Below are 24,240 nucleotides of genomic sequence, written 5' to 3'. Positions count from 1 at the left end.
GGCCCGTGCCCTCTAGGCTCCCCCGGCCGGTACCACCGGGGAGCCGGGCTGGGAGGAACGTGTATGGGGTCGGCCGATCTGGTCGCGGCCGTGCGGCGCGGGGACGTCGAAGCCGTCTACCACCTGATCGACGGCGTGGAGGACGCGAACGCCTGTGACCCGGCCGACGGCGTTCCGCTGCTCTGCGTGGCCGTGGCGGCCTACGACGAACCGGTCGCCGAGGTGTTGGTCAAAGCAGGAGCCGATCCGCTGCGCCCCCTGGCCCGGGTGCCGGGCGGGGACCCCGGGCTGCCGGGCGGGGACACCGCGCTGACGCGGGCGGTGGACGGCGGCTGCTCCTGGATGACCGGCACGCTGCTGCCGGAACCCGTGCGCCTCGACGCCGACACGCGTGCCGACCTGCTGGCCCGCGCGCGGTACTGGGCCGAGGCGGACCTCGCAGCCGAGCTGCGGCGCAGGACGGGAGCGACCGGGCCGGCCGAGCGAGGACGCGTGCGGAACGACTCCTGGTCCTCCGGCTACGAGCGGTACACGCTGGGCGGGCAGACCGTGTGGGACGGCCACCCCGGCGTCCTCACCCAGCTCGAGGAGCGCTTCGGGATCCGTACGCCGTTCGACGAACTGGTCTTGCGAGCCCTCAGCCGCCCGGACCGGGACCACGGCGCCTGGTCCGACGTCGTCATCCACCTCGCCCGGCGTCAGGACGCCGAGACCTGGGCCGCGGCCAAGGCGTTGCGTGACCACCCCGACCGGCTCCGCCGTGTCTTCGCCGCGGATGTGCTTCGCTGTCTCGTCATGGGGTTCGGGACCATGACCGACGCCGTGAGCGGGCGACGGTCGGCCGTGGTCGAGAAACCCGCGTCCGAGGTGTTCCTGCCCTGGGCCCTGGAGGAACGCGACCCCGAGGTGCTCGCCATGGTGCTGTCCGGGTTGAGCGAGGGCGGGGAGGAGGACCCCGACCGCATCGCGGAGTGCGAGGCCGTCGCTCTGTCGTACGCCGGGCATCCCGACCCCCGGGTGCGCAGGGAGGTGCCCGACCTGTTGCCGTTCGGGCCCACGCCCGTGCCGCCCGGGAAGCTGGCGACCGTCTACGCGCTGGCGCGCGATCCCGATCCCGCCGTGCGCGAACGGACGGCCTACTGGCTGGCGAGCTGCACGGCGCAGGCGCCCGGTCTCACCGACGTGCTCGCCGGTCTCGGCGACGACGAGCTGCGCGAGACCCGGGTGCACGCCGCCTGGGGGCTCGCGCGGCGCGGCGACCCACGCTGCGTGGAGGCCGAACGCCGGCTTCTGCCCCTCGACCCCGACGGATGGCCGGACGGCGACCTCATGCGGGCGATGTGGCGGTACGAGGAAGGCATGCGGGAAGGGTCGGGTGAGGGCGTGCGGGAAGAGTCGGGTGAGGGCGTGCGGGGAGGGGCGCGTGAAGGCGTGCGCGAGGGAGTGTCCGCCGGGGGCGCGCAACCGGCCGCCGCCGCAGGCGATGCACCGGCCGACATCGGGGAACAGGGGGCGTGAGCGCTCGCAGGCGCGCTGGGACGGCCGACGTGCGCGACGCTCACGAGCCTGTCCGCGCGATGCGTGCGCCCCGCGCGTCCGTTCGTCGGAGGCCTCCGCCGTCGGGGTTCCCGCGGCGGGGCTCGCGCTGCGGCCCCGAGGGGTCCCCTTGGGGGGCTTCCCCGGGCCCCCGGACGGGCCGTCCCCGGACGGGCTGAGTGGCGCCACGCGCCGCCGGATTACCCTGGAGGGTCGATCGACCCCCCGGGCAGGAGAGAAATGGCCGTCAATCTGGTCAATGTCGAGAACGTCAGCAAGGTGTACGGGACCCGTGCGCTCCTCGACGGCATCTCGCTCGGCGTGTCCGAAGGGGACCGGATCGGCGTCGTGGGCCGCAACGGCGACGGGAAGACCACGCTGATCCGCATGCTCGCCAAGCTGGAGGAGGCCGACACCGGCCGGGTCACGCACTCCGGCGGGGTACGCCTGGGCGTTCTCACCCAGCACGACTCGCTCGACTCCACCGCGACCGTCCGGCACGAGGTCATCCGGGACATGGAAGACCACGAGTGGGCCGGCAACGCCAAGGTCAGGGACGTGCTCACCGGGCTCTTCGGCGGGCTCGACCTGCCCGGGTTCCCGCAGGGCCTGGACACCGTGATCGGCCCGCTCTCCGGCGGTGAGCGCCGGCGGATCGCGCTCGCCAAGCTGCTGATCGAGGAGCAGGACCTGATCGTCCTGGACGAGCCGACCAACCACCTCGACGTCGAGGGCATCTCCTGGCTCGCCCGGCACCTGCGCGAGCGCCGCTCCGCGCTCGTCTGCGTCACCCACGACCGCTGGTTCCTGGACCAGGTCTGCACGCGCATGTGGGACGTGCAGCGCGGCGACGTCCACGAGTACGAGGGCGGCTACTCCGACTACGTCTTCGCGCGCGCGGAGCGTGAGCGTATCGCCGCGACGGAGGAGACCAAGCGGCAGAACCTGGTCCGCAAGGAGCTCGCCTGGCTGCGTCGCGGAGCCCCCGCGCGGACGTCCAAGCCGCGGTTCCGCGTCGAGGCCGCCAACGAGCTCATCAAGGACGTGCCGCCGCCCCGCGACAGCAGCGAGCTGATGAAGTTCGCTTCCTCACGCCTCGGCAGGACCGTCTTCGACCTCGAGGACGTCACCGTCCAGGCCGGCCCCAAGGTGCTGCTCAAGCACATCACCTGGCACCTCGGCCCCGGCGACCGCATCGGCCTCGTCGGCGTCAACGGCGCCGGCAAGACCTCCCTGCTGCGGGCCCTGGCCGAGGCCGCCCGCACCGAGGGCGAGGTACAGCCCGTGGCCGGCCGGGTCGTCGTGGGCAGGACCGTCAAGCTCGCCTACCTCTCCCAGGAGGTCGGCGAACTCGACCCCGGGCTGCGGGTCCTGGAGGCCGTGCAGCAGGTGCGGGAGCGCGTCGACCTCGGCAAGGGCCGCGAGATGACCGCCGGGCAGCTGTGCGAGACGTTCGGCTTCAACAAGGACAAGCAGTGGACGCCGGTGGGGGACCTGTCGGGCGGTGAGCGCCGTCGCCTGCAGATCCTGCGCCTCCTCATGGACGAGCCCAACGTCCTCTTCCTCGACGAGCCCACCAACGACCTCGACATCGAGACCCTCACCCAGCTCGAGGACCTCCTCGACGGCTGGCCCGGCTCGATGATCGTCATCTCCCACGACCGCTTCTTCGTCGAGCGGACGACGGACCGGGTCTTCGCCCTCCTCGGCGACGCCGCCCTGCGGATGCTCCCGCGGGGCATCGACGAGTACATCGAGCGCCGGCAGCGGATGGAGGAGACCGCGGCCGCCTCGGCTCCGGCGGCCGTCGCGAAGCCCGTGACCGAGAAGAGCGCCGCGGACCAGCGCGCCGCCAAGAAGGAACTCCAGAAGATCGAGCGGCAGTTGGACAAGGTCTCCGACAGGGAGTCCAAGCTGCACGCCCAGATCGCCGACAACGCCACCGACTTCGAGAAGGTCGCGAAACTGGACGCCGAGCTGCGGGAGTTGACCGGGGAGCGCGAGGAGCTGGAGCTGCGGTGGCTGGAACTCGCCGAGGACGCGTGAAGGGTGCGTGAAGGCGCATAACGACGGCATCACAGGCCGGTTCTCCCTTGGGAACAGGGGTGGATCGGCCCCTGGAGCCGTCGGTCACGGGTGATAGAAAGAGCCGTCTGAGAACTTTCTGAAGACGGCTCCGGGTGGGTCACTGACCTGGGGGCGTGGCTAAAAAACAGTGACATAGGGGGAACACGCTGATGGCTCAGCCGCCCAATCAGCCGCCGCAGCAGGGTGGTTTCGGAGCACCGCAGGACCAGCCGCAACAGCCGCCGGCAGCGCCGTCGCAGGGTGGCTTCGGCGCACCTCAGGGGCCGCCGCAGCCGCCCCAGGGCCCGCCCGCCCAGCCGCCGCAGCCGGGCTACGGCTACCCGCAGCAGCAACCGCCGCAGCAGCCCGGACCGTACGGTCAGCCCCAGCAGCCGGGCCCCTACGGCCAGCCCGGTCCCTACGGCGGCCAGCCCGGCCCCTACGCCCAGCCGGGGCCGTACGGTCAGCAGAGCGGGCCCTACGGCCAACAGCCCGGTTACGGCTATCCGCAGCCGCCCCAGTTCCCCGGCGCGCCCGGCGCCCCCGGTACGCCGCCGGGCGGTCGCAACCCCTTCAAGGGGCGGCCCGCGCTGGTGATCGGGGCCGCGGTGGCGGCGCTGCTGGTGATCGGCGGGACGGTGTACGCGGTCACGAGCGGCGACGACAAGGACGGCAAGAAGCCGGTCGCGGGGCCGAGCGACGACGGCAAGGCGACGTCGACGTCCAGCGGCGGACCGGTGAACCCCGGTGACGGCGGTGGCGACGGCGGCGAGGACACCGAGGACTTCAACGCGGACCGCAAGGCCGGCGAGGCGAAGGTGCTCTGGTACAAGGAGGCGCCCGACGCGCCCGCCTCCGGCGCCGACGCCCCCGGCATGTGGATCACCTCCAAGGCGGCCGTGAAAGCGGCGTACAAGGAGGTCGTCGCGTACAACGTCGGCGACGGCAGGCCGACCTGGGACACCATCGCCCTGCCGCAGAAGATCTGCGCGGTCACCCCGCAGAAGACGGCGGACGACAAGGTCGTCGTGGCGTACATGAGCGGTACCAGCGACCGCGCCAAGTGCAACCAGCTCCAGCAGATCGACCTCGGCACCGGCGCCAAGGGCTGGAAGGGCGTAGTCGCGGACGGCGCGCTGTTCGACAGCGCGATCAGCGTCGAGCTGTCGCTGACGGGCAACACGCTGATGGTGGGCCGCTCGCAGTCCGGCACGGCGTACGACGTCCGGACCGGCAAGAAGCTGTACGACAAGCAGAAGTACGGCGACGCCTGTTTCCCGACGGCGTTCGCGGGCGGGGCCCGGCTGTTCGCGGTGGCGTCCTGCAACGCGACCGAGGCCGATGAGCACGACGAGATCCAGGAGCTGGACCCGGCGACCGGCAAGGCCAAGTGGACCCAGAAGTTCGACAAGGGCTGGTCGGTCTCGAAGACGTACTCCGTCGACCCGCTGGTGGTCTACAGCACCAACGAGGACAAGAACAGCTGGAACATCGCCACGTTCAAGCCGGACGGTTCGTACCGCTCGCAGGTCGGCTTCGACGAGGACTTCGCCCCCGAGTGCGACTCCGGCTTCCTCCAACGCAACCTGACGGGCTGCACGGGCACGGCCTCCGACGCCAACACGCTCTACCTGCCGACCGAGTCGAACAGCGGTCCCAACGAGATCGTGGCGATCGACCTCTCCACCGGCAAGGAGAAATGGCGTGTGAAGTCGCCGACCGACGAGGCGATGCTGCCGGTGAAGGTCGAGGGCGGCAAGCTCGTCGCGTACGTCGAGCCGTCGTACGACGCGGCCGGTCGGGTGGTGGGCATTCCGACGGCCGGGGCCGCGCACACGCCGACGACGCTGATGCAGCTGCCCGAGAGCACGGCCGAGATCGAGAACGGCTTCTTCTCGCGTGACCTCGCCTGGGTCGACGGGCGCCTCTACCTCTCCTCCACCCGGCTGACGGGCAACGACGAGTCGAAGGAGAAGCTGATGCTCGCCTACGGCAAGTGAGGCGGCCCGCCGCTCTTCCTGCCCCGTCGACGTCCCCGCCCTGCCCCGTCCGCCCGAGCTTTCCGAGCGTTCTCCCGAGGTATCCACACCATGACCCAGCCGCCGCCCCCACCGCCGAACCAGCCCCCGCAGCAGGGCGGCTTCGGCCCGCCCCAGCCGCCGCAGGACACGCCGCCGCAGGACACGCCGCCGCAGGACGCCGCGCCCAAGGACGTGACACCTCAGGACGCGGCGCCCCAGGACACGGCGCCGCAGCCTCCCGCTCCCAACCTGGCGAAGGCCCCGGAACCGGGCTACGGCTACCCGCAGGCACCCCAGGCACCCCAGGCACCCCAGGCACCCCAGGCACCCCAGGCACCGGCGCCCGCGGCTCAGCACCCGCAGCCGCCCCAGCCTCCGCAGGCTCCTCGAACGCCTCCGCCTCCGGCCCCGTCCGGCCCTCCGCAGCAGCCCCAGCCGGGGTACGGCTACCCGCAGGCGCCGGGCGGGCCGGCCACGCCGCCGCAGCCCCCGGCCGCCAACCCCGGCTACGGCTACCCGGCCCAGCCCGGCCCGCCCACACCCCCCATGTACGGTCAGCCCCAGCAGCCGAACCCGTACGGCGGGCCGACGGCCCCCTACGGCCAGCAGCCCGGCTACGCCTACCCGGGTCAGCCGGGTCAGCCCGGATATCCGGCCGCTCAGCCGGGTTACGGCTACCCGGGCCAGCCCACGATGCCCATGCACCCGCAGGCCGGCGGCCCCGGGCAGGGACCGGGCGGTGGCGTCGGCAAGAAGTTCAACGCGCAGGTGGCGATCATCGTCGCGGCGGTCGTCGCGATCGCGCTGATCGTCGGCGGCGGCGTCTGGTACTCGAAGTCCGGTGACGGCGGCAAGAAGGAAGAGGCGGGCCCCGCCGGCCCGACCGGCGGCGGAGGTGACACCGGCGGCACGGGAGGCACCGGCGGCACGTCCTCCGGCGGCAGCGAGAAGGTGCCGGCCGACCCCGCCTCGAAGGTGCTCTTCAAGCTCCCGATGCCCGTGGTCAAGAAGGACGACAGCGTCGGCATCAAGGGCTCCTGGGTGACCGACAAGGCGTACGTGAAGACGGGCGTCAACGAGGTCGCCGGCTACGACCCGGACAAGGGCACCCGGCTCTGGACGGTCAAGCTGCCCGGCCCGGTGTGCGAGGCCAGCAGGTTCGCCACCGACGACCACCGCACGGCGATCACCTTCCAGGCGAGCACCGCCGAGACGGCCGCCTGCGACCAGATCGCGGCGATCGACCTCGCGGCGGGCAAGCAGCTGTGGAGGAAGACCGTCAACTCGGGCGACTACCCGGTCCGCTTCGACAACGTCACGGTCAGCGCGAAGACGGTCGCCCTCGGCAGCACCAGCGGCGGTGCCGCCTTCGACATCGACTCCGGCAAGGTGCTGTGGTCGCCGAAGCCCGCCGACACCTGCTACGACGCCGGTTACGGCGGCGGCCCGAAGCTGGTCGCGGTGCGCAAGTGCGGCTCCTACGACAACCCCGAGCTGCACATCCAGACCATCGACCCGGTGTCCGGGAAGGTCCTCTCCGAGTACAAGCTGGCCACGGGCATCGAGTACGCGTCCGTCGTGTCGAGCGACCCCCTGGTGGTGGCCGCCGACGTCGGTGACAGCGCAGGTGACGGCAGCGGCATCTCGGACTTCTTCTCCATCGACAACAAGACCGGCAAGCTGCGCACCCGTATCTCGGTCCCGGGCGACCAGTACGCGGCCGACTGCGAGGGCATCACCAGGATCGAGGCCTGCACGGGCATCGCCGTCGGCAACGACCGGATCTACGTCCCGACCGAGGAGCACGACGGCACCGGCGACTACAGCCGGACCAACGAGGTCATCGCTTTCGACCTGGCCACCGGCAAGCAGACCGGCCAGCGCGCGGACGCCGGCGACGGCTACACGATCTACCCGCTGCGCATGGACGGCAGCAACCTGATCGCCTACAAGCGGCCGCCGTACGACAAGGGCGGCCAGGTCGTCAGCATCGCCGGAGGCTCCTTCAAGGAGACCAAGCTGCTGCAGAACCCGTCCACGGAGTCGGTGCGCGACCTGGAGTCCAACCTGTCCCCGGAGTACTCCGAGGTCGTCTACTCCCAGGGTCACCTCTACATGTCGGAGGTGTACGCCGACGACGGGGGCACCTCGGGTGATCCGCAGTACCTGGCGGTCGCGTACGGCGCGGGCAGCTGATCGTCTGAATTGCCGTGACGGCCCCGCCCCTGTTCAGGGGCGGGGCCGTTCATTTATCGCCCATGACCCTCGAATGTGAGGAATTTCGGCGATCCGGGGCACTTCTCTCCGGTAGGGGGAGCGCAACGTCGAACAAGCGTGTAGCTTCCGGGGGCATGAAGAACGGGGTGCCGGGGGGCACCCCTTTGTCGGTCCGCGTGGAGTGCGTGGGTCCGTGTGGGCATCCATGGGGGGACTGGGGGGTTGCTCGATGGGAGTGCGGCTGATGGTGGTCGACGACCACCGACTGCTCGCCGAGGCACTGGCCTCGGCTCTCAAACTGCGGGGGCACCGGGTGCTCGCCGCGGCGGCGCCGGCCGCGGGCGCGGCGGAGCTGGTGATCACCCGCGCCCCGGAAGTGTGCCTGCTGGGCACGGCGGTCCCGGCCGAACCGGGAATATTCGACCCGGTGGTCCGCATCAAGCGGGAGCGGCCACAGGTGGCGGTGCTGGTCCTGGGCCCGGTACCGAACCCCCGCGGCATCGCGGCGGCCTTCGCGGCGGGCGCCTCCGGCTACGTACGCCACGACGAACGCATAGAGGGCGTGGAGCGGGCCATCATGAAGGCCCGCGCCGGCGAGGCGGCGGTGGCTCCGCAGCTGCTGCAGGGCGCGTTCAGCGAGTTGCTCAACCCGGCGGCCCAGCCCGACGACGAGGGGCAGCGTCTGCTCCAGATGCTCACGCCGCGCGAGGTCGAGGTCCTGGTCCGGGTCGCCGACGGCGAGGACACCCGTCTGATCGCCGCCGGCATGGGCATCGCCCCGTCCACGGCCCGCACCCACGTCCAGCGGGTCCTGATGAAACTCGGCGTCGGCTCCCGTCTGGAGGCGGCGGCCCTGGCAGCCCGCACGGGCCTCCTGGACCGGGCGGGGCCGTTGCCGCACGCGTCCCGGGAACCGGCGACCGAACCGGAGCGGCCCGCATGAGGGCACGCACGGTCGTCTGGCGCGGTGCCCGCCTCGGCGCGCTCATCGGGGCGTGGCCGGCGGGCATCGCCGGTGTTCTGTGCCTGGTGGCGGCGTTCGTCTTCGTGGTCGGCGATCTGTACGGAACCGCGTACGCACTGGCGTTCGTGGGCGGCTGCGCCGTCCTGGGCAGCATGGGGGCGGGCATCACCGTGGGCACGGCCACCGGCCTCGCCCTGGCGTACGCACCCCGTCGGATGCTGACGAACGCCTCGCTGCGCGGCCTGCTGGCGGCGCTCACCGCGGGGCTGTTGACGGCGGCGCTCACCGGCGCGGCCCTGACCGCGTGCGGCGACATACTCGCGAGCATCCGTCCCTCGGACCAACTCCTCGTCTGGTCCCCGGCCCTGGCGATGGCCCTGCTGGCGGCGGCCCGAAGCGGCGAGATCGCCGGCTGCGGCACCGACCGCTGATCAGTGGCCGAGGCCGGCGCGTATCCCCGCCGGGAGGTGGCCGAGGGCGCCGGGGGTGGTGGTGAGAGCCGTCGCCGGGGCGTCGCTCTCGCGCAGATGGAGGGCGGTGGGGGCGGGAGAGGCGGCGAGTTCGACGCAGGTGTTGCCCTCGGTGCCGCCCGAGAACGTGGACTCCCCACGCCGTACTGCACACCAAGGGCCCCGCGTGCCTACGCCTCCGCTTCCGGGACGGCGTCCTCCAGATCGGCGCCTGGGGCGCGGACCCCGTACCGCCCGAGCCGCCGGGACGGCCTGAGGGGCTGACCGATGCGGAGAGCGGGCGCCTAATGGCGCTGGTGCGGGCCTGCGCCGACCTCTGGCACTGGCAGCCGCTGTCGCGGATGGGCCATCCAGGCAAGCTCGTGTGGTGCGAATTGACGGTTGCGTAGACACGCGCGGCGGTGGAGGTGCAGAACGGACCATTGGGACATACGGTCTGTAATCGTACCGTTTCGTTCCGTAACGAAACACGTCACTCAGCCGGAAAAGGGAATGTAATGCGCAAGCTTCACAAGACCGCACTCGTGGCTGCCATGATCGGAAGCCTCACCCTGGCCGGGGCCGGAATCGCCTCCGCCGGCGACTCGGACGGCGGCTCGGACGGCGGCTCCAGGCAGTGCGCCAACCACGTGGAGAACATCTCGTTCGGTCTCCTCAACCTGCCGAACCTGAGCCTCCCGATCCTCGGGTCGTCGTCGAACCAGACCGCGAACCAGCAGATCTGCAACAACGGGGACGACGCCATCAACGCGAACGTCGCCGAGCACGAGTAGAGGAACTGAGCCGGCTCCGGGACCCGACACGTCGGGTCCCGGAGCCGGCTCGCTTCATGACCTGCGGTTCCGGCGCCGCTATCCGCCTCGGGGCGACTCCCCGTCCACCGCCTCCGGCGGCAGCGTCGGCGTCACCGGCGCCGCGGGCCTCAGCTTGAGCCAGGCCAGGAAGAAGATGCCCAGGGCCAGCATGCCCAGGCCGGTCCACAGGTTGATGTTGATTCCCTGGGCCTTGTCGATCTCCGCGTCGCTGTCCGTGAGGCCGGCGATCGTGACGATCACGCCGTAGACGACGAACAGGCCGCCGATGATGCGGCGCAGGTCGAAGATGCGGGCCGCGGTCGCGGACTTCTCCTCGAGTTCCGTGACCTCCCGCTGGACGTCGGCCTCGGAGTACCCCGCCCGCCGCAGCCGCTCGGCAGCCTCGGCGCGCTCAGACGGTTCGAATTGCTCGGACATGGTCTCTCCAGTCTCCCGCAGCAGTCGCGGCCGGGCTCAGAACGAGAACGGGATGTAGCAGGCGGCGGCCAGGATCACCGCGCCCCAGCCCAGCAGGGCCGGGCGCCGGTACCAGGCGTCGTCGCCCGCCGCCGGCGGCTCGGCCATGCCGGGGGAGACGGTTCCGTAGACCAGGCCCTGGAGCTCCTCGGCCGGCTTGGGGGCCGTGAACAGCGACACGATCACCATCACCACCGCGCCCGCCACGAAGCCCGCGATCGCCGACACGAAGTTCGCGCCCTGGTCGGTGGGGATGCCGATGATGTCCTGCTTGTAGAGGACGAAGTAGTTCACCATCGCCGCCGTGGTCCCCGCGAGCAGCCCCCAGAAGCCCGACTTCTTCGACGCCCGCTTCCAGAACATGCCGACGATGAAGACCACGAACATCGGCACGTTGAAGAAGGAGAACAGGGTCTGGAGGTAGCTCATGATGTTCGAGAAGGACGACGCCAGGAACGCCGTGCCCACCGACGCGGCCACGCCGATCGCCGTGATCAGGCGACCGAACCGGACGTAGTAGGCGTCGTCCCGCCCCAGCACCACGTACTTCGCCCAGATGTCCGTCGTGAACACCGTGTTGAACGACGAGATGTTCGCCGCCATGCCCGCCATGAACGCCGCCAGCAGACCCGTCACCGCGATGCCCAGCACGCCGTTCGGCAGCAGTTCCTGCATGAGGTACGGGATCGCGTCGTTGTACTGGAGGTCCGAGCCGCTCGTGCCGATCTTCGGCACCAGTACCGCCGCCACCAGGCCCGGGATCATCACCAGGAACACCATGAAGATCTTCGGGTAGGCCGCGATGAGAGGGGTGCGCCGGGCCGCCGACAGGTTCTTCGCCGACAGGGCGCGCTGCACCTCGGCGAAGTTCGTCGTCCAGTAGCCGAAGGACAGGACGAAGCCGAGGCCCAGCACGATCGTCAGCCAGTTCGCGCCCAGCGGGTTGGCGCTGCCGACGCCCGTGCCGCCCCACGCGGTGACGAAGTCGTCCCCGTGCGTCGCGGTCAGCTTGTCGGTCAGGCCGCCCCAGCCGCCCACCTTCTTCAGGCCCAGCACCGACAGCGGGATGAGGGCCGCCAGGATCACGAAGAACTGGAGAACCTCGTTGTAGATCGCCGAGGAGAGGCCGCCGAGCGTGATGTACGCCAGCACGAAGAAGCCCGCCACCACGATCGCCACCCACTGCGGCCAGCCCAGCAGCGCCTCGACGACGATCGCCAGCGCGTACAGGTTCACCCCGGCGATCAGGATCGCGGCGAACGCGAACAGGGCCGAACTCAGCAGGTGGGCGGCCTTGTCGAAGCGCAGCAGCAGCATCTCGGGGACCGAGCGGACCTTGCTGCCGTAGTAGAACGGCATCATCACCAGGCCCAGGAACACCATCGCCGGGATGGCGCCGATCCAGTACCAGTGGACGGTGTACGCGCCGTACTGCGCGCTGTTCGCGGCCATGCCCAGGATCTCGGTGGCGGCCAGGTTGGCCGAGATGAACGCGAGGCCCGTGATCCAGGCGGGCAGGGAGCGGCCGGAGAGGAAGAAATCGAGGCTGGTCTTCACCGAGCGCCGGGCGGCGAAGCCGATGCCCAGGACCACGACGAAGTAGATGCCGAGGATCGTGTAGTCGAGCCAGTTCGTCGGGAGGCGTAGCTCCGCCGACAGCTGCGCTGCCGTCTGTGTGGGGGTTCGCATGCCCTGCTCACTTCTTTTGGTGTTCTTTGTTTGGTTGTGAGGGTGACTCGCGTGGGGGTTTATGGTTTTATGTGTTTGGTTCTGTTGGAAGCTTCGCTAGGTGTACGGATCTGGGTCCGCGGGTCCAGAGGTACGGAGGAGAGTCGCGGTGAAGAAGACCTCGACCCGCTTGGCCGACGGTCGTGAGCTGATCTACTACGACCAGCGGGACGACTCGGTGCGCGACGCGGTGGACAGACGTCCGCTGGACCCCACGGTCACCACTTCGGAGGTACGGCGCGACCCGCTGCTCGGCGATTCCATCGCCGTCGCCTCGCACCGGCAGGGGCGCATCTACCACCCGCCGGCCGACGAGTGCCCGCTCTGCCCCTCCCAGGGCGACCGGCTCAGCGAGATCCCCGACTCGTCGTACGACGCCGTCGTCTTCGAGAACCGTTTCCCCTCCCTGGCCGGCGACTCCGGGCGCTGCGAGGTGGTCTGCTTCACCTCCGACCACAACGCGTCCTTCGCCGATCTCACCGAGGAGCAGACGCGACTGGTTCTCGACGCGTGGACGGACCGGACGTCCGAGCTGTCTCATCTGCCCTCCGTGGAACAGGTGTTCTGCTTCGAGAACCGCGGCGCCGAGATCGGTGTGACTCTGGGTCACCCGCACGGGCAGATCTACGCCTACCCGTTCACCACTCCGCGCACCGCCCTGATGCTGCGCTCGGTCGCCGCGCACAAGGAGGCGACCGGCGGGGAGAACCTCTTCGACGCCGTTCTGAAACGTGAACTCTCCGACGGGCGGGTGGTCCTGGAGGGTGAACACTGGGTCGCGTTCGTGCCGTACGCGGCGCACTGGCCCTACGAGGTGCACCTCTACCCGAGGCGCCGGGTGCCGGACCTGCTCGCCCTCGACGAGGACGCGCGCACAGAGTTCCCCCAGGTCTACCTGGAACTCTTGAGGCGCTTCGACCGGATCTTCGGCGAAGGTGAACCGCCCACGCCGTACATCTCCGCCTGGCACCAGGCGCCGTTCGGCGCGCTGGAGGAGTTCGAGGGTGTCAACCGGGACGACTTCGCGCTCCATCTCGAGCTTTTCACCATTCGCCGCACTTCCGGCAAGCTGAAGTTCCTCGCGGGCTCCGAATCGGGCATGAACGTCTTCATCAACGACGTGCCGCCGGAGTTCGCGGCCCAGCGACTGCGAGAGGTAGCGAGTTCATGAGCGGCACCACCGGCACGAGCGGCAAGTATCTGGTCACGGGTGGCGCGGGCTACGTCGGCAGCGTGGTCGCCCAGCACCTGCTGGAGGCCGGCCACGAGGTCGTCGTCCTCGACAACCTCTCCACCGGTTTCCGTGAGGGCGTCCCGGCGGCTGCCTCGTTCATCGAGGGCGACATCCGCGACGCCGCCAAGTGGCTCGACGACTCCTTCGACGCCGTGCTCCACTTCGCCGCGTTCTCGCAGGTCGGCGAGTCCGTCGTCAAGCCCGAGAAGTACTGGGACAACAACGTCGGCGGCACCATGGCCCTGCTCGGCGCCATGCGCGAGGCCGGCGTGCGCAAGCTGGTCTTCTCGTCCACGGCGGCCACGTACGGCGAGCCGGAGCAGGTCCCGATCGTGGAGAGCGCGCCGACGAAGCCCACGAACCCCTACGGCGCCTCGAAGCTCGCCGTCGACCACATGATCAGCGGGGAGGCCGCCGCCCACGGGCTCGGCGCCGTCTCGCTGCGGTACTTCAACGTGGCCGGCGCGTACGGCGAGCAGGGTGAGCGCCACGACCCCGAGTCGCACCTCATCCCGCTCGTCCTCCAGGTCGCGCAGGGCCGCCGCGAGGCCATCTCCGTCTTCGGCGACGACTACCCGACGCCCGACGGCACCTGCGTCCGCGACTACATCCACGTCGCCGACCTCGCGGAGGCCCACCTCCTCGCCGTCGCCGCCGCCAAGCCGGGCGAGCACCTCATCTGCAACCTCGGCAACGGCAACGGCTTCTCCGTCCGCGAGGTCATCGAGACCGTCCGCGAGGTCACCGGCCACCCGATCCCCGAGGTCGTGGCCCCCCGCCGCGGCGGCGACCCGGCCGTCCTGGTCGCCTCGGCGGCCGCCGCCCGCGAGCAGCTGGGCTGGAACCCGTCCCGCGCGGATCTCGCGGGTATCGTCGCGGACGCGTGGGAGTTCGCGCAGCACATCGCAAGCAGTGCGGCAAGGGAGCAGTAGTGGGGGCACAGGAAGTACGCGAGGGATTCGTCCGGCTGTACGGGGCCGAGCCCGACGGCGTCTGGGCGGCGCCCGGCCGCGTCAACCTCATCGGTGAGCACACCGACTACAACGACGGCTTCGTGATGCCCTTCGCGCTGCCGCACATCGCCGTCGCGGCGGTCTCACGGCGCGAGGACGGCGTCCTGCGGCTGCACTCGGCCGACCTCGACAGCGGCGTCGCCGAACTCCGGCTCGACGAGCTGACGCCCGAGTCCGACACCGGCTGGACGGCCTACCCCGCCGGAGTCGTCTGGGCCCTGCGCGAGGCCGGCCACGCGGTGACCGGCGCCGACATCCACCTGTCCTCGACGGTCCCGTCGGGCGCGGGCCTGTCGTCGTCCGCGGCCATCGAGGTCGTCGTGGCCCTGGCGCTCAACGACCTCTACGACCTCGGGCTCCCGGGCTGGCAGCTCGCCCGCCTGTGCCAGCGCGCCGAGAACGTCTACGTCGGCGCCCCCACCGGCATCATGGACCAGACGGCGTCCGCGTGCTGCGAGGCCGGCCACGCGCTGTTCCTCGACACCCGCGACCTCGCCCAGAAGCAGATCCCCCTGGACCTCGCCGCCGAGGGCCTGCGTCTGCTGGTCGTCGACACCCAGGTCACGCACGCCCACAGCGGCGGCGAGTACGGCAAGCGCCGGGCCGGCTGCGAGAAGGGCGCCGCGCTCCTCGGCGTCGACGCGCTGCGCGACATCGCGTACGCCGACCTCGACGCGGCCCTCGCCCGCCTCGGCGACGAGGAGGAGGTCCGCCGTCTGGTCCGCCATGTGGTGACGGAGGACCAGCGCGTGGAGCAGGTCGTCGCCCTACTGGAGTCGGGCGGCGACACGCGTGCCGTCGGGCCTGTCCTGACGGCGGGTCACGCCTCGCTCCGGGACGACTTCCGGGTCTCCTGCGCCGAGCTGGACCTCGTCGTCGACACCGCCCTCGCCCACGGGGCGCTGGGTGCGCGGATGACCGGCGGGGGCTTCGGCGGGTCGGCGATCGTGCTGGCCGAGGCCACCGATGTCGAGACGCTCACCAAGGCCGTCGAAGAGGCGTTCGCGGCCGCGGGGCTCAAGGCTCCGCGAGTGTTCGAGGCGGTGCCTTCCGCGGGGGCGCGGCGGGTCGGCTGAGCGTTGACCGTGGGGGCGGCGGGTGTGCGAGTGGATCTCGCCCCCGCCGCCCCTTCCCGTTCCGACCCTGGGGGCTGCGCCCCAGACCCCCTTCGGCCCTGAACGGGCCTCGTCCTCAATCTCCCCCAGAGGGGGTACCCCGAGGCGGGCCGGTGGGGCTGCCCAGCCTCTTCGTCAGGGTGAACTCCGTGATTCCCGGCGGGTAGTCCTCGATCACGCACACCACCTCGTAGCCTCGCCGCTGGTAGAACTCCGGGGCCTGGAAGTCCCAGGTCTCCAGGCGTGCCCGGTCACAGCCGCGCTGTTCCAGGGCCACGCGTTCCGCTTCGGCGAGGAGGCGGCTGCCCAGGCCCGTGCCCCGGTGCCGGGCGTCGACCCAGAGGTAGGTGACGTGCAGCCAGGTCGTCCAGGTGTGGCCCACCAGGCCGCCGGCCAGTTCGCCGCCGGGGTCGGAGGCCCAGACGTGCAGCGGTGACTCGCGTTCGGCGGGGGTGCCGCGCAGGGCGCGCAGGGTCGGGGACGCCTCGGTGTTGGTGGCGAGCAGCCGGGAACGGAGAAGATCGCGGCGGGTCCTGTCGACTTCTGTCTCAAGACGAAACATGCGGCACACCATAAACGCGGTGGCCGAACCAATCCTGCAATTCGCCTTCCGCCGTACGCCCGCGGCCCTACCCTGTGAGCAGTGCCGGTGGGGGCCGGTGCTGATCAGGGGGCGAGACAGTCGGGTACGGCGCCCGCGGTGGGGGTAACAGTCTCTGCACGGCGGCGGCCGTCGCGGTAGTGGCACCCCCTCCGGGCGTCGTATCCGCGCCGGTCGACGTGCTCCATCTCCGGACCTTGGGGTATCCCCTGCTCTGTCAAGGAGCTTGGGGAAGGGGGTTTCGTGGTTCGTATCCGAGTTCTGGTCGTCGACGACCACCGTATCTTCGCCGAGTCGCTCGCCGCGGCACTGGCCGCCGAGCCCGACGTCGACGTGTCCGCGGCCGGCAGCGGCCCGGCGGCGCTGCGCAGCCTGGAGCGCGCGGCCGCCGAGGGGCGCCGGTACGACGTGCTGCTCGTCGACGCCGACCTGGGCTGCGCGCTGCCGGGCATACGGCCCGCCGTGCCCGTGCAGGAGGTGGGGGAGGACGGGCTCGTCGACGGGATCTCGCTGGTCGTGGGGGTCCGCAGTGCCCAGCCCCAGGTCCGGATCGTCGTCCTCGCCGAGAAGGACGATCCGCGGCGCGCGGCCCTCGCCCTCCAGGCCGGGGCGTCCGGCTGGGTGGCGAAGGACTGTTCGCTGTCCCGCCTGCTGACGGTCATCCGGGGCGTGCTGCGCGAGGAGACCCATCTGCCGCCGGCCCTGCTCACCGGCGTCCTGCGGGAGCTGACGGCCGCTCGCAAGCACCGCACCGAGAGCGAACGACTGGTCGAGTCCCTCACGCCGAGGGAGCGGGAAGTGCTGCGCTGCATGGTCGCGGGGCTGGGCAGGAAGGCGGTCGCGGAGCGGCTGTACCTCTCCCCGCACACCGTCCGCACCCACATGCAGAACGTCCTGGGCAAGCTGGGCGTGCACTCCACCCTCGCCGCGGTCGCCCTCGCGCGGCGGGCGGGCGTCGGACCGGTCGACCTAGCCGGGGATGTTGTCGAACGGGGCGGTCAACTGGCGTAGCAGGCCCGCCAGTTCGCCGCGCTGCGCCTGGGAGAGCTCGGCCAGGATGGCCCGTTCCTGGTCGAGCAGTCCCGCGAGCGCCTGGTCGGCGCGGTCCTTGCCGTCGTCCGTGAGGCGGACGAGCACACCCCGGCGGTCGCTCGGGTCCGGCAGGCGCTCCACCAGCCCCTTCTTCGCGAGCCGGTCGATGCGGTTCGTCATCGTGCCCGAGGTCACCAGGGTCTGCGTCAGCAGCTGGCCGGGCGAGAGCTGGTAGAGCGCCCCCGCGCGCCTGAGCGCCGTCAGGACGTCGAACTCCCAGGGCTCCAGCTGGTGCTCGGCGAACGCCAGACGGCGTGCGCGGTCCAGGTGCCGGGCCAGTCTGCTCACCCGGCTGAGTACCTCCAGCGGCTCCACGTCGAGGTCCGGGCGCTCCCGGCGCCACGCTGCGACCAGCCGATCGACCTCGTCCTCCATGACGATCAGTGTAGTGGTTCTGTCGACATGAAGTCTCTTGATATCGAGTCTCTTGACATCAAGATAAATGCAGAGGGAAAGTACGACGCATGACGACCAACCCCACCTGGGATCCCGCCCAGTACCTGCGTCACGCCGGCCACCGCGCCCGACCCTTCGCCGACCTCCTCGCCCGCGTCCCCGACCTCCCCGGCGACCCGCCCCGCATCGCCGACCTCGGCTGCGGCCCCGGCAACCTCACCGCCGTCCTCGCCGACCGCTGGCCCACGGCCCGTGTCACCGGCTACGACAACTCGCCCCACATGCTCGCGGACGCGGCGGCCCACGCGGGCGCACGCCTCGACTTCGCCCACGCCGACCTCACCACCTGGGCGCCGCAGGAGACGTACCACCTGCTCGTCTCCAACGCCGCCCTCCAGTGGGTGCCCGGCCACCTCGACGCCCTCCCCGGCTGGCTGGACGGCCTCGCCCCCGGCGGCGCCCTCGCCTTCCAGGTCCCCCACAACATCGACGCGCCCCTGCACGCCCTCATGCGCGAACTCGGCGACAGCGCCCGCTGGAAGAGCCGCCTCGGCCATGTCCTGCGCCACGAGGACTCCGTCCACGCCCCCGGCGTCTACCTCGACCGGCTGGCCCGCCTCGGCTGCGCGACCGACGTCTGGACGACCACCTACCTGCATGTGCTCCAGGGCGACGACCCCGTCCTCGACTGGGTCAAGGGCACCGGCCTGCGCCCCGCCCTCGACGCCCTCGCCGACGACCCCGAGGCCCGCGACGCCTTCGTCGCCGAATACCGGGACCTGCTCCGCGAGGCCTATCCGGGCGCCGAGTACGGCACCGTCCTGCCGTTCCGCCGCCTGTTCGCCGTGGCCACCAAGGCGGGCTGACATGCTGACCGCCGTCGACCATGTGCAGCTCGCCGCCCCGCCCGGCTCCGAGGAACCGCTGCGCCGCTTCTACATCGACACCCTCGGCATGACGGAGGTCCCCAAGCCGCCGGTGCTCGCGGCCAAGGGGGGATGCTGGTTCCGCGCCGGGGCCGTGCACCTGCATCTGGGGATCGAGCCGGGATTCAGACCCTCCGGGAAGGCCCACCCCGGACTGCGGGTCACCGGCATCGACGCGTACGCCGCCCGGCTGGAGGCCCACGGCACACCGGTCACCTGGGACACGCATCTGCCGGGACACCGCCGCTTCTACGCCCGGGACCCGGTCGGCAACCGGCTGGAGTTCCTGGAGCCCGCCGACGGTGTTTGAGAGGCGTGGGCGGGGTCACCCGTAGTGCTGAGACCACACGCAGACCTGACTGGGAGTGATGGACAGTGGCAGGCGAGCAGAAGTCCAAGGCGAAGATGGAACAGGCCAAGGGCAAGGCGAAGGAAACGGTCGGCCGCGCCGTGGGCAACGAGAGGCTCGAGGCCGAGGGCCGTGCCGACCAGGCGAAGGGTGACGCCCGCCAGGCCAAGGAGAAGACCAAGGACGTCTTCAAGGACTGACAGGCACTGACGGCGCCGACGGCGCCGACGGGCATCTGTGAGCGCGGACGCGCCGCAGGCGCCTACGGCACACGTATGCGGGCGGGTCCCCGACCTTCGTGGTCGGGGACCCGCCCGCGGTACGTGTGGGGTCCCGTCGGCCGCCGTTCCCGTCCCGCCGGTCGCCGCGACCGCTAGGCCTTCCGGCGCCCGATCAGGTGCGGCTTGGCCTCCAGCCCGTCCAGGCCGTGCCAGGACAGGTTCACCAGGTGCGCCGCGACCTCCGCCTTCTTGGGGCGGCGTACGTCCAGCCACCACTGGCCGGTCAGGGCGACCATGCCGACCAGGGCCTGGGCGTAGAGGGGAGCCAGTTTCGGGTCGAAGCCGCGGTTCTTGAACTCGCGGCCCAGGATGTCCTCCACCTGCGTCGCGATGTCGGAGATCAGCGAGGCGAACGAGCCCGTCGACTGCGGGATGGGGGAGTCACGGACCAGGATGCGGAAGCCGTCCGTGTACTCCTCGATGTAGTCGAGGAGCGCGAAAGCCGCCTGTTCCAGCAGCTCCCGCGGATGGCCTGCGGTCAGGGAACTCGTCACCATGTCCAGCAGACGGCGCATCTCCCGGTCCACCACGACCGCGTACAGCCCCTCCTTGCCACCGAAGTGCTCGTACACCACCGGCTTGGAGACTCCGGCCTTCGCCGCGATCTCCTCCACCGAGGTGCCCTCGAAGCCCTTCGCCGCGAACAGGGTGCGACCGATCTCCAGCAATTGCTGCCGGCGCTCCGCCCCCGTCATACGAGTGCGTCGCGCGCGCCGCGGCTTCGCTTCACCACTGGGACTGGAGGTACTGCTGGGATCGGTCGCCACGCCGTCAATCATGCCGCCTCGGCGGTCGCCTTCCCCCGCCGGGAACCGTCCTCACCCGAGTTGCGACGCGAATCGATACGCGAGCGTGACGGCCAGCGCACGTCGTACGCCCAGCCGAGCATCTCGAACCACCGGATGAACCGAGCCGAGGAGTCCAGCTGGCCCCGCATCACGCCGTGCCGCGCCGACGTGGGGTCCGCGTGGTGCAGGTTGTGCCACGACTCGCCGCAGGACAGGATCGCCAGCCACCAGACGTTGCCGGACCGGTCCCGCGACTTGAACGGGCGCTTGCCCACCGCGTGGCAGATCGAGTTGATCGACCAGGTCACGTGGTGCAGCAGGGCGACCCGCACCAGCGAACCCCAGAAGAACGCCGTGAACGCGCCCCACCAGGACATCGTGACCAGCCCGCCCACCAGCGGCGGCAGCGCCAGCGACAGGATCGTCCAGTAGACGAACTGCCGGGACACCGCGCGGATCGCCGGGTCCTTGATCAGATCCGGCGCGTACTTCTCCTGCGACGTCTGCTCCTCGTCGAACATCCAGGCGATGTGTGCCCACCACAGGCCCTTCATCAGGGCCGGGAGCGTGTCGCCGAACCGCCACGGCGAATGCGGGTCGCCCTCCGCGTCGGAGAACTTGTGGTGCTTGCGGTGATCCGCCACCCAGCGCACCAGCGGACCCTCCACCGCCATCGAACCCATGACCGCCAACGCGATCCTGAGCGGCCGCTTCGCCTTGAACGAACCGTGCGTGAAGTACCGGTGGAAACCGATCGTGATGCCGTGGCAGCCGAGGTAGTACATGAAGACGAGCAGGCCGAGGTCCAGCCAGCTCACCCCCCAGCCCCACGCCAGCGGTACCGCCGCCAGCACCGCGAGGAACGGGACGACGATGAAGATCAGCAGCATGATCTGCTCGATCGAACGCTTCTGCTCGCCACCCAGAGTGGCGGAGGGCGTGGGAGTACCGTCGGGCGCCTTCAAAGGGTCATCGATCACGTTGGAGCTGCCTGTGGTCATGCGCGTCCCCTGGGGGGTCTTGGATTGAGGGTGGTGCCGTGACACCACGACCGCGGAAGGTCACACGGCGAACCGGTGTGACCCTTCCTACGGTCGCGTAACCTACGGCATCGTAAGTATGGCAGTGCGCCGCCCGGCGGCAAGAGCCCGCCAACCTGCGCGTCCCCGCGGACACCTATCCTTGGAGACAGTCGGACAGCGCGGTCCGCTCTCTTTTCTTCCCGGATGTCCGGCCCCTATGCGACGCCCGCCTCGGTGCCGACGTCCGAGTTCCCACCCGGACGAGCTTCAACACTGCAAGGAGCCGCACCTGTGAGCAGTGCCGACGACCTTGGCCAGGCCACCACTACGAACAGCACCGAGCTGCGCGCCGACATCCGCCGACTGGGTGACCTCCTCGGTGAGACCCTCGTCCGGCAGGAGGGCCCCGAGCTCCTCGACCTCGTCGAGAAGGTCCGCCGCCTCACCCGCGAGGACGGCGAAGCCGCCGCCGAACTGCTGCGGGGCATCGAACTGGAGACCGCGGCCAAGCTGGTCCGCGCCTTCTCCACCTACTTCCACCTCGCCAACGTCACCGAGCAGGTCCACCGCGGCCGCGAACTGCGCGAGCGCCGCGCCGCCGAGGGCGGACTCCTCGCCCGCACCGCCGACCGGCTCAAGGACGCGGACCCCGAGCACGTCCAGCGGACGGTCCGCCACCTCAACGTCCGCCCCGTGTTCACGGCGCATCCCACCGAAGCCGCGCGCCGGTCGGTACTCAACAAGCTCCGGCGCATCGCCGCACTCCTCGAGACCCCCGTCATCGAGGCCGACCGCCGCCGCTACGACACCCGGCTGGCCGAGAACATCGACCTCGTCTGGCAGACCGACGAGCTCCGGGTCGTCCGTCCCGAGCCCGCCGACGAGGCCCGCAACGCCATCTACTACCTAGACGAGCTCCACGCGGGCGCCGTCGGCGACGTCCTCGAGGACCTGACGGCGGAACTGGAGCGCGTCGGCGTGAAGCTCCCCGACGACACGCGCCCCCTCACCTTCGGCACCTGGATCGGCGGCGACCGGGACGGCAACCCCAACGTGACCCCCCAGGTCACCTGGGACGTCCTCATCCTCCAGCACGAACACGGCATCAACGACGCCCTGGAGATGATCGACGAGCTCCGCGGGTTCCTCTCCAACTCCATCCGCTACACCGGCGCCACCGAAGAACTCCTGACGTCACTCCAGGGCGACCTCGAACGGCTGCCCGAGATCAGCCCCCGCTACAAGCGTCTCAACGCCGAAGAGCCCTACCGGCTCAAGGCCACCTGCATCCGGCAGAAGCTCGAGAACACCAAGCAGCGCCTGGCCAAGGGCATCCCCCACGAGCCCGGGCGCGACTACCTCGGCACCAGTGAGCTCCTCGCGGACCTCACCCTCATCCAGACCTCCCTGCGCGAACACCGCGGCGCTCTGTTCGCCGACGGCCGGATGAACCGCACCATCCGCACCCTCTCCGCCTTCGGCCTCCAGCTCGCCACCATGGACGTCCGCGAGCACGCCGACGCCCACCACCACGCCCTCGGCCAGCTCTTCGACCGCCTCGGCGAGGAATCCTGGCGCTACACCGACATGCCCCGCGAGTACCGCACCAAGCTCCTGGCGAAGGAGCTGCGGTCCCGCCGCCCGCTGGCGCCCACCCCGGCCCCCGTGGACGCCGCCGGCGAGAAGACCCTCGGCGTCTTCCTCACCGTCAAGCGGGCCCTGGAGGTCTTCGGACCCGAGGTCGTCGAGTCCTACGTCATCTCCATGTGCCAGGGCGCCGACGACGTGTTCGCGGCAGCGGTCCTGGCCCGCGAGGCGGGACTCGTCGACCTGCACGCCGGCTGGGCCAAGATCGGCATCGTGCCGCTCCTGGAGACGACGGACGAGCTCAAGGCCGCCGACACCATCCTCGAGGACATGCTCTCCGACCCCTCCTACCGGCGCCTCGTCGCGCTGCGCGGAGACGTCCAGGAGGTCATGCTCGGCTACTCCGACTCCTCCAAGTTCGGCGGCATCACCACCAGCCAGTGGGAGATCCACCGCGCCCAGCGCCGCCTGCGCGACGTCGCCCACCGCTACGGTGTCCGACTGCGCCTCTTCCACGGCCGCGGCGGCACCGTCGGCCGCGGTGGCGGCCCCTCCCACGACGCCATCCTCGCCCAGCCCTGGGGCACCCTGGAGGGCGAGATCAAGGTCACCGAACAGGGCGAGGTCATCTCCGACAAGTACCTCATTCCCTCCCTGGCCAGGGAGAACCTGGAGCTGACGGTCGCCGCGACCCTGCAGGCCTCGGCCCTGCACACCGCCCCCCGCCAGTCCGACGAGGCCCTCGCCCGCTGGGACGCCGCCATGGACGTCGTCTCCGACGCCGCCCACGCCGCCTACCGCACCCTCGTCGAGGACCCCGACCTCCCGCCGTACTTCTTCGCCTCCACCCCCGTCGACCAGCTCGCCGACCTGCACCTCGGGTCCCGCCCGTCCCGCAGGCCCGACTCCGGCGCCGGCCTCGACGGCCTGCGCGCCATCCCCTGGGTCTTCGGCTGGACCCAGTCCCGCCAGATCGTCCCCGGCTGGTTCGGCGTCGGCTCCGGGCTGAAGGCACTGCGCGACGCCGGTCTCGACACCGTCCTGGACGAGATGCGCGACCAGTGGCACTTCTTCCAGAACTTCATCTCCAACGTCGAGATGACCCTCGCCAAGACCGACCTGCGCATCGCCCAGCACTACGTCGACACCCTCGTCCCCGACGACCTCAAGCACGTCTTCGACCGGATCAAGGCCGAACACGCCCTGACCGTCGCCGAGGTACTGAAGATCACCGGCGAACCGGAACTGCTCGACGCCACCCCCGTGCTCAAGCAGACCTTCACCATCCGCGACGCCTACCTCGACCCCATCTCCTACCTCCAGGTCACCCTGCTCAAGCGCCAGCGCGACGCCGCGGCCGCCGGCGCGGAACCCGACCCGCTCCTCGCCCGCGCCCTCCTCCTCACCGTCAACGGCGTCGCCGCGGGCCTGCGCAACACCGGCTGACCCCACACCCGCCGGACACGTGACGAAGGGGTGGGGCCCCCGGGGGGGGGGCCCCCCCCGGGCGCCCCCCCCGAACCACACCACCCCCGGCGGGCGCCCGTGCGCCACCACCCGCC

At 71.0% G+C, this 24,240-nt stretch carries 21 protein-coding genes and 2 pseudogenes; 16 read left to right on the top strand and 7 right to left on the bottom strand.

Annotation, left to right across the window (positions count from 1 at the left end; all coding sequences use genetic code 11):
* Nucleotides 1-63: 63 nt before the first annotated feature.
* The 6 genes from ACIPFH_RS27695 to ACIPFH_RS27670 all read left to right on the top strand — a co-directional run bounded on the left by ACIPFH_RS27695 (nt 64) and on the right by ACIPFH_RS27670 (nt 9,236).
* Nucleotides 64-1,518 (top strand): hypothetical protein, encoded by a 1,455-nt coding sequence (locus tag ACIPFH_RS27695; RefSeq protein WP_401830492.1) that lies wholly within the window; start codon nt 64-66, stop codon nt 1,516-1,518.
* A gap of 258 nt (nt 1,519-1,776) precedes the next feature.
* Nucleotides 1,777-3,582, top strand: a complete 1,806-nt coding sequence (locus ACIPFH_RS27690; protein ID WP_401830490.1) for an ABC-F family ATP-binding cassette domain-containing protein — start codon at nt 1,777-1,779, stop codon at nt 3,580-3,582.
* Between the two features lie 191 nt (nt 3,583-3,773).
* Entirely contained in the window at nt 3,774-5,603 is a 1,830-nt protein-coding gene (locus ACIPFH_RS27685; RefSeq protein ID WP_401830487.1) for a PQQ-binding-like beta-propeller repeat protein, read from the top strand.
* Between the two features lie 90 nt (nt 5,604-5,693).
* The gene (locus ACIPFH_RS27680; protein WP_401830486.1) at nt 5,694-7,820 is read left to right on the top strand and encodes a PQQ-binding-like beta-propeller repeat protein; all 2,127 of its coding nucleotides are present in this window, start codon (nt 5,694-5,696) and stop codon (nt 7,818-7,820) included.
* A 250-nt stretch (nt 7,821-8,070) separates the two neighbouring features.
* Nucleotides 8,071-8,784 (top strand): LuxR C-terminal-related transcriptional regulator, encoded by a 714-nt coding sequence (locus tag ACIPFH_RS27675; RefSeq protein WP_401830483.1) that lies wholly within the window; start codon nt 8,071-8,073, stop codon nt 8,782-8,784.
* Complete coding sequence (locus ACIPFH_RS27670; RefSeq protein WP_401830481.1) at nt 8,781-9,236, top strand: hypothetical protein; 456 nt, start codon at nt 8,781-8,783, stop codon at nt 9,234-9,236. Before ACIPFH_RS27675 ends, ACIPFH_RS27670 begins: the two co-directional genes overlap by 4 nt.
* Here ACIPFH_RS27670 and ACIPFH_RS27665 read toward each other — a convergent pair.
* Nucleotides 9,237-9,395: pseudogene (locus ACIPFH_RS27665) on the bottom strand (DUF397 domain-containing protein); the annotation flags it as partial.
* Between the two features lie 17 nt (nt 9,396-9,412).
* Between ACIPFH_RS27665 and ACIPFH_RS27660 the strand changes: the two are divergent.
* A pseudogene (locus tag ACIPFH_RS27660) lies at nt 9,413-9,664 on the top strand (ATP-binding protein); the annotation flags it as partial.
* Between the two features lie 108 nt (nt 9,665-9,772).
* On the top strand, nt 9,773-10,048 hold the full coding sequence (locus ACIPFH_RS27655; protein ID WP_401830480.1) for a hypothetical protein: 276 nt from the start codon (nt 9,773-9,775) through the stop codon (nt 10,046-10,048).
* A 78-nt stretch (nt 10,049-10,126) separates the two neighbouring features.
* On the opposite strand, the gene ACIPFH_RS27650 is transcribed toward ACIPFH_RS27655, so the two are convergent.
* Together ACIPFH_RS27650 and ACIPFH_RS27645 are read right to left on the bottom strand one after the other, a co-directional pair.
* Complete coding sequence (locus tag ACIPFH_RS27650) at nt 10,127-10,507, bottom strand: hypothetical protein (RefSeq protein WP_401830478.1); 381 nt, start codon at nt 10,505-10,507, stop codon at nt 10,127-10,129.
* Nucleotides 10,508-10,543: 36 nt separating this feature from the next.
* Nucleotides 10,544-12,235 (bottom strand): sodium:solute symporter family protein, encoded by a 1,692-nt coding sequence (locus tag ACIPFH_RS27645; RefSeq protein WP_401830476.1) that lies wholly within the window; start codon nt 12,233-12,235, stop codon nt 10,544-10,546.
* Nucleotides 12,236-12,383: 148 nt separating this feature from the next.
* Between ACIPFH_RS27645 and galT the strand changes: the two genes are divergently transcribed.
* Genes galT through galK form a run of 3 tightly spaced genes read left to right on the top strand, consistent with a single transcriptional unit; the run spans nt 12,384 to nt 15,597 of the window.
* Complete coding sequence (gene galT, locus ACIPFH_RS27640; RefSeq protein ID WP_401830473.1) at nt 12,384-13,445, top strand: galactose-1-phosphate uridylyltransferase; 1,062 nt, start codon at nt 12,384-12,386, stop codon at nt 13,443-13,445.
* Complete coding sequence (gene galE, locus ACIPFH_RS27635; RefSeq protein ID WP_401830471.1) at nt 13,442-14,440, top strand: UDP-glucose 4-epimerase GalE; 999 nt, start codon at nt 13,442-13,444, stop codon at nt 14,438-14,440. Before galT ends, galE begins: the two co-directional genes overlap by 4 nt.
* The gene (galK, locus tag ACIPFH_RS27630) at nt 14,440-15,597 is read left to right on the top strand and encodes a galactokinase (RefSeq protein ID WP_401830468.1); all 1,158 of its coding nucleotides are present in this window, start codon (nt 14,440-14,442) and stop codon (nt 15,595-15,597) included. Before galE ends, galK begins: the two co-directional genes overlap by 1 nt.
* Nucleotides 15,598-15,712: 115 nt before the next feature.
* Here the strand turns inward: galK and ACIPFH_RS27625 are convergent, their stop codons facing one another.
* Nucleotides 15,713-16,198: a GNAT family N-acetyltransferase gene (locus ACIPFH_RS27625; protein WP_401830466.1), complete on the bottom strand. Its 486-nt coding sequence runs from the start codon at nt 16,196-16,198 to the stop codon at nt 15,713-15,715.
* Nucleotides 16,199-16,480: 282 nt separating this feature from the next.
* Between ACIPFH_RS27625 and ACIPFH_RS27620 the strand changes: the two genes are divergently transcribed.
* Nucleotides 16,481-17,248, top strand: coding sequence for a LuxR C-terminal-related transcriptional regulator (locus ACIPFH_RS27620; RefSeq protein ID WP_401830465.1), 768 nt, complete (start codon nt 16,481-16,483; stop codon nt 17,246-17,248).
* Here the strand turns inward: ACIPFH_RS27620 and ACIPFH_RS27615 are convergent.
* Complete coding sequence (locus ACIPFH_RS27615; RefSeq protein ID WP_356261144.1) at nt 17,207-17,704, bottom strand: MarR family transcriptional regulator; 498 nt, start codon at nt 17,702-17,704, stop codon at nt 17,207-17,209. The two genes, ACIPFH_RS27620 and ACIPFH_RS27615, sit on opposite strands and share 42 nt — an antisense overlap.
* An 89-nt stretch (nt 17,705-17,793) precedes the next feature.
* Here ACIPFH_RS27615 and ACIPFH_RS27610 point away from each other — a divergent pair, with 89 nt between their 5' ends.
* From ACIPFH_RS27610 to ACIPFH_RS27600, 3 genes are all read left to right on the top strand, one after another.
* Nucleotides 17,794-18,591: a trans-aconitate 2-methyltransferase gene (locus ACIPFH_RS27610; protein WP_401830462.1), complete on the top strand. Its 798-nt coding sequence runs from the start codon at nt 17,794-17,796 to the stop codon at nt 18,589-18,591.
* Nucleotide 18,592: 1 nt separating this feature from the next.
* On the top strand, nt 18,593-18,961 hold the full coding sequence (locus ACIPFH_RS27605; protein WP_401830459.1) for a VOC family protein: 369 nt from the start codon (nt 18,593-18,595) through the stop codon (nt 18,959-18,961).
* Nucleotides 18,962-19,026: 65 nt separating this feature from the next.
* Complete coding sequence (locus ACIPFH_RS27600; protein ID WP_356261135.1) at nt 19,027-19,200, top strand: CsbD family protein; 174 nt, start codon at nt 19,027-19,029, stop codon at nt 19,198-19,200.
* A 173-nt stretch (nt 19,201-19,373) separates the two neighbouring features.
* Here ACIPFH_RS27600 and ACIPFH_RS27595 read toward each other — a convergent pair whose 3' ends face one another.
* Both ACIPFH_RS27595 and ACIPFH_RS27590 read right to left on the bottom strand, forming a co-directional pair.
* Complete coding sequence (locus ACIPFH_RS27595) at nt 19,374-20,060, bottom strand: TetR/AcrR family transcriptional regulator (RefSeq protein WP_356265247.1); 687 nt, start codon at nt 20,058-20,060, stop codon at nt 19,374-19,376.
* Nucleotides 20,057-21,070 (bottom strand): acyl-CoA desaturase, encoded by a 1,014-nt coding sequence (locus tag ACIPFH_RS27590; RefSeq protein WP_401830455.1) that lies wholly within the window; start codon nt 21,068-21,070, stop codon nt 20,057-20,059. Before ACIPFH_RS27590 ends, ACIPFH_RS27595 begins: the two co-directional genes overlap by 4 nt.
* A gap of 312 nt (nt 21,071-21,382) precedes the next feature.
* On the opposite strand from ACIPFH_RS27590, the gene ppc reads away from it, so the two are divergent.
* On the top strand, nt 21,383-24,124 hold the full coding sequence (ppc, locus tag ACIPFH_RS27585; protein ID WP_401830454.1) for a phosphoenolpyruvate carboxylase: 2,742 nt from the start codon (nt 21,383-21,385) through the stop codon (nt 24,122-24,124).
* Nucleotides 24,125-24,240: the final 116 nt, after the last annotated feature.

It is taken from the genome of Streptomyces sp. NPDC088157 (assembly GCF_044741545.1).
Lineage (GTDB): Bacteria > Actinomycetota > Actinomycetes > Streptomycetales > Streptomycetaceae > Streptomyces.
Note: the sequence above shows the minus strand (reverse complement) of the source record. Positions and strands in the feature narration are given on the sequence as shown.